We start from the raw sequence: 16,343 nt of genomic DNA on the forward strand, positions 1-16,343 counted from the left end.
AGGAGTCCCTCCTGTGCAACTTTTGTGTAGTGTCGCTCACGTCCGATCGCCCAAAAGCTGATATAAGATCATTAACGAATTACGGTGTTTGAAAGTGCTGATGGTTCATAAATCTTTCGGGGCTTACCGCCTGTGCCTCGCGGCTATCGGTGTTTCTCTCGCCGGTTGCAATGCTCTCCCTGATAGTGGCCCGTCAGAACGAGGAGTGCTGTCCAGCGTCAAAAAGGAGGGCGCCAATCCGCTGGGGTTCGAGATTCGTCCTGTCGATATGAAGACCATTTCGATCCTTTCCGACGAGAGGCCGCCTCTTCTTTCGAGCCTCGACGTCGGACATATGCCGGTTGTCTACAATGATAGGATCGGTCGGGGCGACATGCTCTCGGTCTCGGTTTTCGAGGTGGGGAACAGTCTTTTCTCAAGCGCCACCCATGCCGGTTCGGCAGGTATCAGTGGTTCGACCCCCGCGACCTCAGCAGGCGCCTCGAACACTGAGCTTCCTCCTGCTGAGGTCGAGGCTGACGGTACCTTCGGCATGCCTTATGTGGGGCGGATCAAGGCCGCGGGTCTTACCCCGCGTCAGGTCGCAGATGTCATCCAGCAGGGGTTGAAGGGCAAGACTGACAACCCGCAGGTCATGGTCCATATCGTGCGGGATATCGGGAATACTGTGATTGTCTCCGGCGAGGTCGAGCGACCTGGTCGCGTCGTTCTCTCCTCTGCGAGAGAACGTCTGTCTGATCTTATCGCGATCGCTGGCGGAGCAAAATGGGCGCCGCAAGATACCTATGTGCAGCTCCTGCGCAACGGTAAGACGGGTGGCACGGATCTGGGGACATTGCAGTCACACCCTGATCTCGATGTTGCCGGGCTTCCCGGAGACCGCATACAGATCATCTACGAGCCTCGTAGCTATACGGTGTTCGGTGCCTCGGATCGCGTGTCTGAAACCCAGTTCAAATCGCCCGATCTGACGCTCGCCGAGGCGATTGCTCGTGCCGGTGGCCCCAATGATGCCCGCGCAGATCCGAATGCAGTCTTTCTTTTCAGGTTCGAGGATGTGCCGGCGGCTCGTCAGATGGGTCTGACGACGCCCTCTATCAGGCAGGGGATTCACGACGGCGTTCCAGTGATCTATCATCTCGATATGATGAACCCGACGAGCTACTTTCTGGCACAGCATTTTCCGATGAAAAACAAAGATGTTCTCCTCGTCGCCAATGCTCGGACGAACCGATTCTACAAGTTCAACCAGCTGATTGGAGCATTGACGGGACCGGCGATCACAGCAGCATGGGTTGCAAAATAACGCATCGAGTAGCGCGCGCTAGGAACCCGTATGTTCGAAGTTCCAGCGTGAGTGCGCGCCTAAGTGTTTGCCTGAGTCTGCAACTATAGAGAGGTGCCATGGGGCTCTCGTTCTGGCCGGTGGACTTTCGAGGTTGGGTTGATACTGATGTGAGCCCAATGGGTGCAGGAAGGGTAAGCGTGTCAGCGTCGAAAGGGCCGTCCACGCCAGCCTATCTTTACGGTCCCGAATGACTAGGAGGATAACATGCGATCTCTCCGGGTCTCGACGCGGCTTCCGCTAATCCGCGAGCGTATGCCCGCGCCACCTGGGCCTTGAAATCAGATGCAAGGCTGAGGTGGCCCCCGTATCTCCGGTAGGGAATAACTGGCGAAACAGGCATGAGGCAAGGCAGATTTCTAACAAATTTGCTCTACTCAAACCGACCCGACCCGACCAGAGTCGAGAGATATTCGAGTAAAGTCGGCCTTGAGTCTCACTGGCGCGGCAAAACGCCCTACGGCGGCACAAAAGCATAGCCCTCCGATATTTCCCGATGCCGGGACAAGGGGGCAATATTGCGTAGGGGCAGCAGATCACTACTTGGGTTTTGGAGGCGTCCCGTCCTGGGTTCCTCCAGTCAACGGAGCATCCCTGTAGTCTTGCACACGAAGCCGTGCGCAAGAATCCTCCTTGGCTGTTTGCAGGCTCGGGGCTACGGGTGGTGTGAGAGACGCTGGGCACGACCGTTCCGGATCCTAGGCGTCGTGAATATCCAGATCTGCTGTGGAGCGGGCGTTCGACTGCCGCGCCGATCGAGTCTGATGCGGGGACAGTACACGCAACGCAATGCGGAAGAGTTATTTGTCTCTCGTGGCGAGAATGGACTGAGAGACACGTGACGTTTAGCCCCCCAAGCTGTTGGAGGCGCTGGATGCAGGTCCCTACCTCAAGGCCGTGCATGAGGCCGTGATCCGCCAGGGCGTGTCTAAGGTTTTGGCCACGGTTCAGAGGGCAAGATTTCAGAAGCGTTGTCTCACGGCTATGCTGAACAAGCATCATATCCGTGCTATCGAGAACTGAAGGAGAGACAAACAATGAACGGCGTGTTCATCGGGCGCCCGTTATGGTTGCCGAGACATGATTGTTTGCGTCTGCCCGCTCCACAGACCTGTTGAGAGTTGCAGGCCCAGCATGAGGTATTTACTTCGCTTCGCGGCGGGCAGAGTTTGAAAGTGGCGTCGGCCGCACGAGCGTCTGACGACGCGTCCTATGATGCGCCGCCTGTCTTGATTTCGGAACCGACCTTGTACCTGATGGTTTGCCATAACCGCGTCGTACAGCCCGTACAACCTTAGCCGGCTGTTGCTTGTCAGAGCTGGGAAGCCACTTGAACGTACCGGTTTCCTTGCATTCAACTTGACGAAAGCGAACGTTTGTCTCGGCGGTGTGTCTAGCTTGTCGCCCTATATCACGCTGGGTCTTGTGACGCTCAGAATCCTGACGCGTTCCTGTAAGAACAGCGTTGTCTCATCTGCACCAAACCACGGACCCTTTTGGTCCTGCCGCGTGGTCCATCGCTTAAAGGGGAGGAGAGGTCACTTCTCTTTGCCCCGTGTCGTTGCTTGGACCAGCGCAAGGAAGGGTTAACTCTCGGCGCGGATCAGACCGACTGCCTGACCGAAAGTCACTCACTCATCAGCTATTCACTGTTTATACCGGACTTTCAGTTCTCGGCTTGAACAGATGGAAAAGCGGTCCGGTGAGAAGGGTTGAGATCACGGCGAGGACCATGAGCGAAGCAAAGGCGAATTCTGACAGCATTCCCTGTTCATGAAGAATAGTGGCGGCGACGATCTCCATGAGCCCCTTGCATTGCAGCAAAGCACCAAGGCTCAGCGTCTGCCTGCGGGAGAGGCCGCCGGCAGGGGGGAAGAGGTAGATGGACCCGATCTTGGCAATGATGGAAATGGCGACAAGCGATAGGGATGCGATCACCGACGGCCAGGTCAGGGCGTCGCCGTTGATCTTCAAACCACTATGGCCAAAAAAGAGCGGTGCGAGCCAGATGAGGCAAAAGGTGGAAATCGCCTCGAAGGGGAGACGCTTCACCCATGAAGGGGGCATGAACGCGCCAGCAAAGTAAGCGCCAATAAGTTCGTGCAGGCCAAGCGTCATGCTCGCCCAAGAACCAAGGCTGAGATAGATGGGAATCACGGCCCAAATGAGTAGTTTGGGAGGGTTACGGATGTACCGCGTGGCAAGCCACCCCCCGAAGCCGAGGAGTATGAGCAGCAGAAACGCCGAGCACTCTCTGAGGCCCCAGCTATGCATTGCGGTTTGGCGTTCTGCGGCAAGCTGCAGCAGCGCAAGGCCGATCCAGAGTGTCGCATCGTCAATGACTGCGAGCTTCAGCGCAAGTTGTCCAATCGGCTTGTCCCGCGTCGGAAGCTCCCGCACAATCCCGATCAGGACGGGCAGGGCGCTTACCGCAATACATAACCCAATCGAGGCCGCGGCAATGCCTGGACTGACTGCCGTGGCATGCCAACCCGGCAGCGGCAGGAAGAAAAGATAGACAAGAACTGCGCCGACGAGGAAAGGGCCACCGAGCGCAGCAGCAGCGCCGCCAAGAAGGCGCGGCAATGAAGGGCGGGGCAGGGCGTCTTGCTGGGATGTACCTTCCGGGTGCTGCCACATCTCCATGCCGGCCGTAAACGCCAGGACAAGCACAGCAACCCAGCCAATCGTATCGCCGTAAAATGAGGGAACGCCGATCGACTTCAGGGGAAGATGCCAGACAGCTGCCATGATTCCGATCAGGATGGGAATGACTGCGATCGGCACAGCCTTGCCAACCAGGCGCCACAAAAGCCACGGGACACAGACAAAGAGGCCCGTATCTGCGAGGAGCGCAGTGAAATCGTTCATACCTGCCCTTTCAATCATCGGCAGGAGGATAGCGCGCAATCGAGGGGAGGGGAAATCAGCGGTAGAGCGAAGGCTGTCCGCGCCGAGCAGAAGAGCACGTCGCTCCAGGACAGAAACAGAATATCATCTGAATATGTATTATTTTTATATCTTAGTTTCTGTTTTTATTTATCATGTTGAAGAACCAAAAATAACAGAGGCTTGCAATGTCGCCCACGCTCAAGATACATCGCCATCCAAGTGAGCATCTCTACGGTTTCCTCCTCACGGTTTTCGGAGGATTATTCTGGTTCCTGTTTATGCTGTTCGTCGTTGTAGGAGCGCTCGAGAGTCCCCGCGGGATCGCTCATCTATTCATGATCTGCGTGTACGGGCTGTTTGTATACCTCACTTCGATCATGACGGCTGCGCTCTACCGGGCCTACGCCATAGGTAATATGGTCGCGCTCTCGGAAGATCAATTCCCGGAGCTTCATACCCAGTTTGTCGCGATCGCCCGTGAGCTCGGTTTGGCCGAGACACCGCAGGCTTTCATTCATAACTCCGGTGGGGTCATGAACGCATTTGCGATACGGCTTTTGCGCGGGCGTTACGTTTTCCTGACTTCAGCCATTGTCGAGGCGGAAGACAATGCGCAGCTTCGTTTCATCATGGCGCATGAAATCGCGCATCATGCGTTGGGCCATCTGAATGCGTTCAAGCATTTCATACGACTCCCAGCCTTTCTTGTTCCATTTCTCTATCGGGCCTATTCCCGTGCGCGTGAGTTCAGCTGCGATGCAGTCGGGGCCTCGGTCCTGCCGGATGTACATGACGCGCTCACAGCCCTGCAAATGCTCGCCTGTGGTACCAAGCGTCTGAACAAAGCAATGAATGTCGATGCATTCGCGGCGCAGGATTTCCGGGTACCGGGGCTGGCGGGCTTTGTGGTCGAAATCGCATCGACCCACCCGCGCCTCACACGCCGCGTGGCCTATCTGAAGGCGAACTTTAAAAGGCACGCGGCCTGACGAAGTCCGCGGCACGCGATGCTGCGATCAGACTGACCTCCGGCCCCGTCACGGGGCCGGTAGGGAACCCTCAGAAACTGGCCTGCATACTGGCGGAAAACGCCCTGGGGGCACCGATCAGGACCTCGGATGGATAGCTCGTATCCGCCCACTGCACATAATGCTTGTTACCGATGTTATCGATCCGCCCGTACAGGGTGAAACCCTTGTAGATATGCCACCCCGCGAAAACACTCACCAAGGCGTAGTCCTTGAGCGACAATGTATTGGCGTAATCTCCCTTGCGCGCGGAAACGTAACGCATGCCTGCCCCGAGATCGAGCGGCAGGTCCAGTACTGCTGACCAGATACCCCACAGATTGGCCGTCACCTTGGGCACATTCGGCACCAAATGACCGGAGGCATTCGTCGAGGCATCCGGGAAGAATGTGCCGTAATGGGAGTCCGTATACGCGACGTTGCCGGAGACGCTCCAGTGCCAGTTGATACGCCAGTCGATCTGGCTTTCGACCCCGCGCGACTTCTGGCTCCCCGCAGTCGAAACGCTGTCCTGCCCCGTCTGGACTAGGACCTTCGTGCGCTTGATATCGTAGAGCGAGAGCGTTGTTATCAACTTCCCCGAGAGTGCGGTGGCCTTGATGCCAATCTCGCCCTGGCGCGAATGCGACAAACGCGAGAACTGTCCCCGGTTGGCCAGAAATAAATTGGAGCCCGGAGGGTCCTCGGCAGTCGTGTACACACCATAAAGGCTGAGACCGGGCATCAGATCGTAAACGGGGCCGATACGGAAATTGGCGGGGTTATAGTGCCCCTTGAAGCTGGTGGCGGTATTGAACTGACCGTTCTGGTTGTAGTTCTGTCGGTCGAGCGAGAGCCAGTCATACCTGAATCCCCCAACGAGACGCAGCTTCGCGGTGACAGAGAGCGTATCCTCAAGGAAAAGACCGGCATCGATCATGGTAGTGGGAGATTTGCGAAACGGGAGCTCCCCGGCGAACGGCCCAACTGCCCCACCTTCGGGGCTAACCAGCGAAACACTATCGGCGTAATCGGCATCCGGGAAACCACGGTTGCGGATGAAACGCAGATAATAGGCGTCGCCTCCCATGACCAGCCGGTTGTGCAGACCGAATAGGGTATGGTCGATACGCGCGTCGATACTGTCACCCACCTGATGCTGGTTCTGATAGACATAGAACCGGTCACGTCCGATACGCCCGGGAGGTATCGCAACACCATTTGAGTCGAGAGACCCTGTCGTGCCGATGAAGCTGTATGTCTCCGCATTGTTCCACCGACGCTTGGCATACATGAAATACGCCTTGTCGTGCAGCGTGACGTGAGAGTTCACAACCCAGTCGAGATGTAGGGTCGGGGTGGCGTTCACGGAGCTGGCCTGGGGATTGGCTACATTGTAATTGCGCCACAGCGAAGCCTTGCTGATGACCAACCCACGGGTGGAATGCAGCAAACCGGTTGCGGCATCCCCCACAGCGCTTCCGGGCACAAGCGGGGCGCCGTAATAGGTGGAAAGCTCATCGGTCAGGTAATCGACGCCAAGGCGCGCGGTGAAGCTCCGGGACGGATGCCACAGGAGCGTGGTCGTCCAGTCATTACTATGCGGGTTGGCATTCCTGACGTAACCGTCTGAAGAGGTGCGGCTGAAATCACTCCTGATCGCCACCGTGCGCGAAAGTGGCACTGAACCGCCGAACCCTGCGCTCCAGCTATTGAAGCTGCCATATGAGACAAGGGCGTCCGCGCGTACACGCTCCAGATCAGGCGTACGGCTGCGCATATCCACCGTTCCGCCCACCGCGCCCTGCCCGTAAAGCACCGAGGATGGGCCTTTGAGAACTTCTACAGCTTCCAGATTGAAGGCATTGAGCGGGCGGTTCACCATGGTTGTCGGGCCGAAATAGAACCCGTCACGCAAAATCAGAATCTGGTTGCCGCTGAATCCGCGCATCAGCAACTGGGCGGGATTCCCCGGCGATCCACCAGAGGTCACTCCCGGAGCGGAATCAGCGGCCTCTTCAGCATGCACGTATCCGCGTTGCAAGATGGTGCGACGATCAACAACCGCAATGGAAGCCGGGTTATGCTGCAGGGTTAGTCCGAGCCTTCCGCCAATGGCCGGACGCGCCTTAAGCCCGGTGCTCTCGCCCTTGGTCGTAATGTACTCGTCCGTTTCTGTCCGATCCTGACCGAGTGCGGTCTTGGGCATGGCAAGTACGGCGATAACGAGCAGCGGCCATAGTGGGAGCGCTCCGACAGGCAACGGGAAAGGCGCTGAAGATCGACGCACGGAGGCCGCCGCGGCATCGGACACGGGGCCGGGCGGCTCTGCGGAAGCGGGGAATATCGATACTGGCCGGGTGCTTCCGGCCGGTGGGCGAGGGGGGAAGGTGCGCATGACGGCGGCTTCTATCCTGAACTCACGTCACTACGATGGGCGCATCATGATACGCCACCTCTGGGACACCCCGCCCGTCAGGTTCCGTCCGTGACCATGGATGATGGCAGGTCTCCTGACTTGTGCATCATGACACGAGCGCTGGCCTTCCCGGGGATAGATACCCAGTGACTGGGCCTTTCGGCCCGCGCGCGCGTGCTCCTCACCTACAGTTGCGGGGGCAGTCATGGCCTTGGACCATGTTCCCTTTTCATCCCGGTCACCCGGGAACCATCGGGGGCGACCCTAGCGTGGAGAAACGGCGTGTCAACGAGACCACACCCGCATCACGGTTTTCACGCTTCCTCTGCGACGTTTCGGGCACAGCTTCACCCGCACCGGAAGCGGCAAGTTCCGGATGTCTGACAACGTGGCATGGCGGCCTCCGCTCAGGCCGGATCTACGACCGTTCTTGCGAGATGGGGGTCGGAGCGGCTCGGGCTTCCGGTCTCGACATGGCCGGCGAGGACATGCAACGGCGTGCCATCCGCCGCGCGTAGCTCGAGATGATACCATCCGTCACTCGCACCGAGCGCGATTTTCAGGGCAAGGCGGGTGTGTGAGGCGAGATCGAGCGCGGTCGTTTGACCGCCGTAATGGTCAGTCAGGGTCATGCTGCTTTCAGGGGTCCGGGCGACTTCAATCATAAGGGTTAGATAATCGCTGCTGTTTTCCTCTGTGAGTCCCAGACCAGCCATGGGGGTATGAAGTCTGTAGAAACCGTTCGGCCCGTAGACTTCGACCGGCACATTAGCGGTACAGGTGTAACGGGCGGAGGAGTGGGCTGGAAGCGTCACATGCCGGGAAGGCTGACCTTTTTGCCGGATACGGAATACGACACCTTGTGAACCGGCATTGGTCAATTCGAGCCGATCATTCCTGTCGGACCGGGTCGTGAGCCTCAAACGATAGGGTAAGGCGCGGGCAGGGCGCTGGCCCGCTTCCTGCACCGGAAGGCTCCCATGTTCAGGGACCAGTGGCGGTGGATGGGCGCAGGAGAGGCGCGTCTGGGGCAGGTAGTCGTCAGTATTGGGCAGATCGGCCGACCAGACCGGGTCGGCCTTGCCAAAATCGAATGCCGAGGTCAGATCGCCGCAAACAGCCCGACGCCATGGTGTGATTGTAGGGCAGGTCACACCAAAGCGCTTCTCCAGAAACTGGATGACCGAGGTGTGATCGAATAGCTGTGAGTTGACCCAGCCACCCTTGCTCCATGGAGAAATGACGAGTGCCGGAACGCGTGGTCCAAGCCCGACCGGTTCGCCGTGAAAACTCTCACCCTGGGTTGAAACGCCCGCATTCCCGCTTTGTGTTCCCCCAAGATCCGGGACTGGCGGTGGGACGTGATCGAAAAACCCGTCATTCTCGTCGTAATTCAGAATGAACACGGTTTTTGACCAGGTGTCCGGGTGGCGGACGAAGATATCGATGAGCTTGGAAATCAGATGTTCGCCGAATCCCGGTGGTGCTTCCGGATGCTCCGACAGGGCGGCAGGGGGGACGATCCAGGAAACCTGCGGCAGAGTGCCTTGGGCGATATCCTTCTCGAATGCGTCCAGCAGATAGCGGCCCTCGAGTTCGTGCGTATTCTCCTTCGTCGATCCGGGGACGATGGCGCGGGCATTGCGGTAGCGCCAGTCTTTCGGGTCAAGGTTGCGGAACTGCCTGAATGAGGCGAGAGGATTATCGCCGAAATTATCGTATTCCTGATAGAACTTCCAGCTGACACCGGCTTCCTGGAGGCGTTCAGGATAGGTCGTCCAGTCGAAGGGCGCGAAATGCGGGTTGTCATGCGCCATGTCGGCAGACCAGTTGCCGTCATCCACATTCTCGACAGCCTGCTTTCCATCTGACCCAACGGAGAGGCCATTGGTGCCGGTGAAGAAATAGAGGCGGTTCGGATTGGTCGGCCCGAAGATGGAGGCGTGATAGGCGTCACAGATGGTGAAGGCGTCGGCAAGCGCATAGTAATAGGGAATCTCGCGTCGCGTGAAATACCCCATGGTCATGGGAGATTTATGCGGAACCCAGCCCTCCCATTCATTCCAGGCGGCTTGCGTGCCTTTCCAGCTGTGATCGAGGCTTTTCAGGCAAGCCGCCGAGGTATGGATCGTGTCGAACAGGAAAGGCCAGACGGCGCGGCCTTTGGCATCTTTCTGGGCAAAGACTGAACTGCCATCGGCCTGTGTCTCGGCCCGTGGGTCGCCAAAGCCACGTACACCGCGCAGGGACCCGAAATAATGGTCGAAGCTGCGGTTTTCCTGCATCAGGATCACCACATGCTTGACGTCCTGTATCGTTCCCGTTTCGCGATGGGCGGGGATGGCAAGGGCCTTGCGCAGATTATCGGGCAGGGCAGTTCCGGCCAGAGCGGCAGCACCAAGGGAGAGAAATTGCCGACGGCCGGGTTTCATGCTGGGACTTCCGCTTCTCAGTTGAAATGCTTGCGGATGGTGAAGAAGACCATACGCGGCGCGGCGGCCTGAAGGGTCTGGAAGCTGCCGGAGGGATCGGAGTTGATGAACCCGTTGCTGCCTACAGTGGCCACATAGCGCTTGTCGAACAGATTGGAGACATTGATCTGGGTGTCCAGTCCACGCAGCCAGAAATTATGGCTCTTGAAGCGATAACCCAGATTCAGGTTGAAGACGTCATTGGCGGGGACATAAGCGTCATTGGTATAGGTGTAATAGCGCCGATCCTGGATCTGCATCAGCACGTTGCCCCAGATCTGCCCGTCGTCATAGCCAAGCTGCACATTGGCCAGATTACGCGGCATTCCTACGACGTTCTTGCCCTTGATGGCCGCGGAGACCTTGCCATCTGCTATCACGTCGTCCTGGTAGAAGGAGTTATTGAAGGCGTAGGAGGCGAAGATCGACCAGTTCGGTGCGAACTGCCAGTTCACGGCAGTATCGATACCGCGCGAGATCACGCCGCCCACATTGGAGAGTACCGAGGCATTGCCCTGAATGCCCACACCCTGTGTGACTGAAAGCAGTCGGTTCTCGAACTCGACATAGTAACCGGTCACTGTCGCCTGGAAGGTTTTGGTATGATAGCGGTAGCCGAGTTCCTCGGTGTTCGACATCTCGGGCTTCAGCCTGCCCTGCAGCGCCTGGAAGCCAGCTACCGTGGTCGAGAACGGGCCTGAGGTCTGCGCGCTGTCGAAAGCCGCCATGTTGCGGCTGTAATCGACGAAGATTTCATGGTTATGGTTGAAGCGGTAATTTGCTCCGATCTGTGGCAGGAAACCGTTGGAGGCGTTCAGCGTACCCGAGGGATAGGCCGTCGCCACCGGCATTCCCAGATAATTGCCGTTCATGGCACGTGCCGTGTTGTCGACGATCAGGGATTTGAAGCCGTAATTGACCTTCAGTTTCGGCGTGATCTTCCAGGTATCGCCCAGGTGGACCTGATAGGTCTTTGTGTTGAAAGCGCTCTGCCACTGTGTGGCAAAGGCATTGTTCTTGTACCAATGGATGGAGGAGGGCGAGCCATCGAGCGCGAGAGGATAGAAACGACGCGCCTGATTGAAGTTATTGTTCTCGAACCAGAAGCCGCCTTCGATGCTGTGATTGGCAATCTTGTAGGTCAAGCTTCCGATAAACCCGGCACGGTGGATGTCATATTCGGTCGTACGGGTAGAAAGCGGTGAGCCGCCAAGCTGCGCCGGTGTTGCGGTATAGGGCGTGACCCATACGCCTTCGCCACTATTGGTGTGGCCATAGCCCATAACATAGCCGGACAGACGGTTATTGATCTTGAAATCCAGCTTGCCATAGCCCAGCGCATCTTCGCGAAGGCCGCCTGCGTTATAATAAACGGTATCCTGGTTTTCGATGCCTCTGGGGAAGGCCGTGCCGTTCTGATAGGCATAGGCAATCTGCTTGGCGAGAGCGTAATTGCCGGTGATGTTGTCCAGATTATAGCCATAGGTCTTGATCTGGGAGAGCGACAGATCCTGATAGTCGTTTTCGGCGCGTTTGGACCAGTCGCCGAAGATCGTGAGCTTCAGATTTTCGCCCAGAGGCTGGACGTACTTGGCGTTGGCCTGGTCCTGACGCTGCACGCCATCGCCCTTCCACTTATTGGCGTCCTGATGATCATAGGACACATAGAATTTGCCGCCCCCCTTCAGCACGCCGCTGTTGATGCGGGCGAATGTGCGCCAGGTCGAGGCGGAGCCGATGGTTCCGCTGACATCGGCACCAAACTTTTCGGAGGGATCGATCGAACTGAATTGCAGCGCGCCGCCAAGATCGTTGGAGGCTGCAACGCCGACCGCTCCCGCGCCCTGTGTCAGCGTGGCGGGGCCGTTATTTTCTGTCTGAAGCGCGCGGCCGATCGAGAGACCATTGTCATTGCCATAGGCCAGATTGCCCAGCGGCACGCCATCGAAGGTGAAGCCCAAGCGGCTCTGGTCGAAGCCACGAATGATGATCTGCTGCGACCATTCATAGGAGCCAAGCGGATCGGATGAGGTGAACATCACACCCGGCAGCTTGGACAAGGCCTTGAAGGGGCTCGTCCCGGGTGTGTATTCCTGTATCGCCGTGCGCGAAATGGTCTGGGTTTCACGAGCCTGTCCGGCGCCGAGAACGATCACGGTTTCGGGGCTTTTGGCCTCCACGCTCGCCTTCCGAGACGGAACTTCAGCGCTTCGTTTCTTGCCCGGCTGCTTCTTGCTGACCGGCGCGCTCACCGGCTTTGCTGTATTCGTCACGGTTTGCGCATGCGCCACAGACTGCGCGGCAATGATCAGGGCAGGGAGGCTTGCCGATAGAACAGGACTGAGTCTGAGTTTCATGAAAAAGAGCCGTTTCGTACTGAGGTCGATTTGCGGCCCGTAGATATCGTGACACTGCGTGACACAGTATTATGGTTTTATTAAATCAGATCGGAAACAAAACAGTCATGGATCTGTCATTATTCTGACTTGATAACGGTCGCTCGTTCCTCTGTCGGGGCGCTACCCGAACCGGGCCCCGGATTTGAGCAAACGCGTAGGGGAGTGACGAGCGTCATGCCCAGCAGATAGGCGGCCATATTGCTCCATGAAAAATGCTGCCCCAGCAAAAAGCGCCCGGCGGCCATAGACCGAAGCGTGTCGAGCGGTTCGATATGGACCAGTTTCAGCCCTTCACTGCCGAAGGCGCCGAGACAGGCGAGCGCGAACAGGGCGGAGCGATGGCGGCCGGGCAGGATGAGTGCAGCGAGGCACCAGAACAACGATCCCCAGAGGATCGATCCGCCCCATTTCTGCACGGCAGGGTCGAGGCCAAGCGGGGCGAGGCGGCAAGCAATGCCAGCGGCAATGATGATCAGTGTGAGCAGGGCCATCGCCCCCCGGCGTATCTCGTGCCCCCATCGAAAAATCATCGAGAGGCTGGGCGTGGCGTCGGCGAGGGAACGTCACGATCCGGCCTCAAAAGAAGCGTGACCGTGATGAAAGCGACATAGAGCAGGAGATACCATGACACGAGCTTCTGCGGATGGACGACCCAGGTGAATTGCCGGTGAGCGTAGAGCCATGTGCCGGTAAAAGTGCCGATATTCTCCGCAATCCAGAGCGCGATGCTCGAGAGAAACGCCGCGAGGGGAAGCCTCATGCGCCATTGCGTATCGAAGACGCGATAAAGGATCGTGCAACGCCAATAGACTGCGATGGTGGCGAGCACCAGAAGCCAACGCAGATCCGGGATGAAATGATGGGTGAAGAAGTTGAGATAGATCGCCAGGGCCAGAGCAAGAGAAAAGCCGAAACGCGGATAGGCGAGGAACCTCATGTCGAATAGCCGGATCACACGGGCAATATAGCTGCCGACCGAGGCGTACATGAAGCCGGAGAAAAGCGGCACATGCAGGATCTTGAAGAAACCGGGTTCGGGGTAGGACCATGACCCTGCATGGACCTTGAACCACTCCATGGCTGTCCCGGTGAGATGAAACAGAAGAATGATCAGCGCCTCCTGGCGCGTCTCCAGTTTGCAGGCGAGGAACACGGCCTGGGTCAGCAGCGCGAAGAGGAACAGCGCGTCATAGCGATGGAGCGGCCAGTCCGGCGACCAGAGCGCGTGGCTGATGAGAATGGCCCCCAGCATCAGGCCGCCGAAGAGACAGGCCCAACCCTGCTTTAGAACGAATAGGATGAAAAGTCCCGAGAAACCGTCCAGATGACGTCGAATCATCTGGCCCAGGCGGAGTTCGAGCGCGGTTGTCGTATCCGTCTGGCCCAGGGCCTTCATAGGGGCGTTCATGGGGGCGTTCATGGCGCGGCTCCTTGTTGGTTGCCGCGCCATTGCCCGATTACCGTCCCCCGAACAAGAGCGGACGGGCAAGGCACGCCTCAACGTGACAGTGCAAAATTCAGCCCTCCCATCACGGTCAGCCCTTGGTTGGGGATTGAGGAGATCTGGCTCGTGTAATAGCGACGGTTGGTGACGTTATCGGCATTGACGAACATCTGGATCTGCTTGGTGATCTGGTAGGCGCCGAACATGTCGAAGACGACATAGCCGCCCTGTTTCGGGAAGCCCGGCGTGCCGCTCTTGGGCTGGCCGAGCGTCTGCGTGGCTGCACGGATACGCGCGCCGACGGAAAGCTTGCTATCGAACAGGTGCAGACCCACCGTTCCAGCCAGTACCGAGCGCGGCGGCGTGGTCAGGATCGCGCCAAATCCGGTGTAATCGGGGCGAGGCAATTTGGTGGTGGTGTTCGTGTAGGACAGGGTGGCAAAGACGAAGCGGTTATCGTATTTCGCCTGCCCCTCAAACCCGTGAGTGTAGGTATTGCCTGCCATGTTCTGGTAGAAATACCCGTAGACCGGAATATAGGAGCCTGGGGCGGGACGGCCGATCACGCGTGTCTGGGCAATATAGTTCTTGATCCGTGTATCGAAATAGTCGCCATCGAATTCGATTTTGTCACCTTCAGCAAGCACGTCACGGTAATGCAGCTTGGCGCCGGCCTCCCACCCATAGGTCTGCTCGGGTGCGAGATTGGGGTTCGGGATGAATTTCAGGAAGCCGAGACCAGGATGCGAACTGGCCATGAGCGTCTCGGTCGTCGAGGGCGGTCGAAAGCCGAGACCGTAGCTGCCGTAAAGCTGAAGCCCATGTACTGGCGTGACCGCCAGCGTGACCTTCGGGTTCACCGCGTCCGAACTGGTACTGGTATGGAAAGCGCCAGCCGGAACCGAGGTGAACCCCGAGGCCTGGTTCACGCCGCCGCCGGAGAGATGATAGGCGTCGTAACGCAGCGCGCCGGTCAGCTGGATGATTTTCCAGTTCAAGGCGAGCTGTGTGAAAGCACTGCCTACTTCACGTCCGCCTGATGGCGTTGCGCCATCATAGCCGGTCTGGTCCTTGGTCTTGACCGAGTCATGATAATACTCCCCGCCATAATTGAGTGAGGCCAGTACGGGCCCGAGGGGGAATTGGGACGTGTTGTCAGCCTCGAACCCCAGGGTGGTGAGATCGTACCGGGTCATGTTCGCGGCAGCCATTGTGAGCGCGCGATAGGCGGGGGTGGCGTTGTCCAGTCCGGTTGACACTACATAGCCCTTCACGTGGAGGGAGACGAGCTTGTTATCCTGAGGCGTGAACCGATACTCGATATTGCCCTGATTGTTCTGGATACTATTGGCCGTCGCGATCCCCTCGGTCCCCTGACCGAACTGGTTGTGATAGATCACGGTACCCAGCGTCAGGCTCTGACCGATGCCGGGTTTGATGTCGATCTTGAACAGGCCCGATTGCAGACGCTGGTAGCTGTTGGGAACCCGTGTGCCAGCGCCGTCTTCGTAATCGCCCGAACTGCGCATGCTGAAAGCGGCGGCGATGCCGAGCCACGGGCGCACCCGCACCCCGGCACCGACCACACCCGAGCCATCGTAGTTATTGGACCCACCCAGAGCGCGGGCCATCACGCCATAACGCTTGCCTGACGCGACCAGGTCATCCACGCCGAGCGTGTGCATATTGACCACGCCCGCAATAGCTCCCGCGCCATCGGCAGTCGAGACTGTGCCACGGGCGACGTCGAGCCCGGCGAGGAGGGCAGGGTCGACAAAGACGCTGCCATTGGCGCCATGATTACTCGTCTGGAAGTTCTGTCGCGCCCCATCCACCATGACATTCACACGGCCGAAATCCTGCATGCCGCGTATCGATATGGCCAGCGCAGGCGACCCGTCATTCTGGAAATATACCCCCGGCAAACCGGTCAGGATCATGTAGGGCTCGGTCGGATTGACGCGAAGCATGTCCTTGCGGGTCAGGGTCGCGCTGGCCTGTGGCACCGTGGTTTCAGTAACGCCGTGCACGCGTACACTTGGCAGAGCGATGGCGTCCCCGTTCTGCGCGGCGCTCGTCGCGGCAGCTTCCTTCCGGGTGCCCCCGACTGTCCGGCCCGGAGGAAGCACTGCACGCGACGCGGTGTCGAGCTTCGCCATCTGGATCGGCGCGCCTGGGGATGTTGCAGAGGTTCTCGCAACGACCGCTTTTTCATGCGCGCCGGTTCCGGGCACGCGGTCGGCAGCGTTGGCGGCAGCGTTTCCCGCCGATGGGGGCGTGGCAGATTGAGCAGAAGCCTGTTTGGCGGGGAGGGCTGTCAGGGCAAGAGCGGAGGACAGGAAAAGTGCCCGGCGTTTTGTGATCAT

Annotated in this window: 9 protein-coding genes and 1 riboswitch; of the genes, 2 read left to right on the top strand and 7 right to left on the bottom strand. The window is 58.4% G+C overall.

Features of this window, described 5'->3' with window-relative positions; all coding sequences use genetic code 11:
• The first annotated feature begins 100 nt into the window (after positions 1–100).
• Positions 101–1,306, top strand: coding sequence for a polysaccharide biosynthesis/export family protein (locus tag AA0535_RS08130; protein WP_264815461.1), 1,206 nt, complete (start codon positions 101–103; stop codon positions 1,304–1,306).
• Between the two features lie 1,692 nt (positions 1,307–2,998).
• Here AA0535_RS08130 and AA0535_RS08135 read toward each other — a convergent pair.
• Positions 2,999–4,216 (bottom strand): cation:proton antiporter, encoded by a 1,218-nt coding sequence (locus tag AA0535_RS08135; protein ID WP_264815462.1) that lies wholly within the window; start codon positions 4,214–4,216, stop codon positions 2,999–3,001.
• 356 nt (positions 4,217–4,572) lie between these two features.
• On the opposite strand from AA0535_RS08135, the gene AA0535_RS08140 reads away from it, so the two are divergent.
• Positions 4,573–5,226 carry a M48 family metallopeptidase gene (locus AA0535_RS08140; RefSeq protein ID WP_264815463.1) on the top strand — a complete coding sequence of 218 codons (654 nt, stop codon included), beginning with the start codon at positions 4,573–4,575 and terminating at the stop codon, positions 5,224–5,226.
• A 70-nt stretch (positions 5,227–5,296) separates the two neighbouring features.
• On the opposite strand, the gene AA0535_RS08145 is transcribed toward AA0535_RS08140, so the two are convergent.
• The 6 genes from AA0535_RS08145 to AA0535_RS08170 all read right to left on the bottom strand — a co-directional run bounded on the left by AA0535_RS08145 (position 5,297) and on the right by AA0535_RS08170 (position 16,343).
• Positions 5,297–7,558 carry a TonB-dependent receptor gene (locus tag AA0535_RS08145; protein WP_264815464.1) on the bottom strand — a complete coding sequence of 754 codons (2,262 nt, stop codon included), beginning with the start codon at positions 7,556–7,558 and terminating at the stop codon, positions 5,297–5,299.
• Between the two features lie 172 nt (positions 7,559–7,730).
• Positions 7,731–7,932: riboswitch (cobalamin riboswitch) on the bottom strand.
• Positions 7,933–8,070: 138 nt separating this feature from the next.
• On the bottom strand, positions 8,071–10,095 hold the full coding sequence (locus AA0535_RS08150; protein ID WP_264815465.1) for a phosphocholine-specific phospholipase C: 2,025 nt from the start codon (positions 10,093–10,095) through the stop codon (positions 8,071–8,073).
• A gap of 17 nt (positions 10,096–10,112) precedes the next feature.
• Positions 10,113–12,491 (bottom strand): TonB-dependent receptor, encoded by a 2,379-nt coding sequence (locus AA0535_RS08155; RefSeq protein WP_264815466.1) that lies wholly within the window; start codon positions 12,489–12,491, stop codon positions 10,113–10,115.
• Between the two features lie 119 nt (positions 12,492–12,610).
• Positions 12,611–13,024 (bottom strand): ribosomal maturation YjgA family protein, encoded by a 414-nt coding sequence (locus AA0535_RS08160; protein ID WP_264815467.1) that lies wholly within the window; start codon positions 13,022–13,024, stop codon positions 12,611–12,613.
• A gap of 35 nt (positions 13,025–13,059) precedes the next feature.
• Positions 13,060–13,953, bottom strand: coding sequence for a DUF817 domain-containing protein (locus tag AA0535_RS08165; RefSeq protein WP_264815468.1), 894 nt, complete (start codon positions 13,951–13,953; stop codon positions 13,060–13,062).
• Positions 13,954–14,030: 77 nt separating this feature from the next.
• Positions 14,031–16,343 carry a TonB-dependent receptor domain-containing protein gene (locus AA0535_RS08170; RefSeq protein ID WP_264815469.1) on the bottom strand — a complete coding sequence of 771 codons (2,313 nt, stop codon included), beginning with the start codon at positions 16,341–16,343 and terminating at the stop codon, positions 14,031–14,033.

Origin of the sequence: Asaia krungthepensis NRIC 0535 (genome assembly GCF_025995175.1) — a bacterium.
In the GTDB taxonomy this organism is placed as follows: domain Bacteria; phylum Pseudomonadota; class Alphaproteobacteria; order Acetobacterales; family Acetobacteraceae; genus Asaia; species Asaia krungthepensis.

What these genes read in the sequence shown, in the direction of transcription:
- AA0535_RS08160 (WP_264815467.1), bottom strand. Translation starts at nt 13,024, where the DNA reads ATGGCCCTGCTCACACTGATCATCATTGCCGCTGGCATTGCTTGCCGC.
- AA0535_RS08165 (WP_264815468.1), bottom strand. Translation starts at nt 13,953, where the DNA reads ATGAACGCCCCCATGAACGCCCCTATGAAGGCCCTGGGCCAGACGGAT.
- AA0535_RS08130 (WP_264815461.1), top strand. Translation starts at nt 101, where the DNA reads ATGGTTCATAAATCTTTCGGGGCTTACCGCCTGTGCCTCGCGGCTATC.
- AA0535_RS08170 (WP_264815469.1), bottom strand. Translation starts at nt 16,343, where the DNA reads ATGATCACAAAACGCCGGGCACTTTTCCTGTCCTCCGCTCTTGCCCTG.
- AA0535_RS08135 (WP_264815462.1), bottom strand. Translation starts at nt 4,216, where the DNA reads ATGAACGATTTCACTGCGCTCCTCGCAGATACGGGCCTCTTTGTCTGT.
- AA0535_RS08155 (WP_264815466.1), bottom strand. Translation starts at nt 12,491, where the DNA reads ATGAAACTCAGACTCAGTCCTGTTCTATCGGCAAGCCTCCCTGCCCTG.
- AA0535_RS08140 (WP_264815463.1), top strand. Translation starts at nt 4,573, where the DNA reads ATGATCTGCGTGTACGGGCTGTTTGTATACCTCACTTCGATCATGACG.
- AA0535_RS08150 (WP_264815465.1), bottom strand. Translation starts at nt 10,095, where the DNA reads ATGAAACCCGGCCGTCGGCAATTTCTCTCCCTTGGTGCTGCCGCTCTG.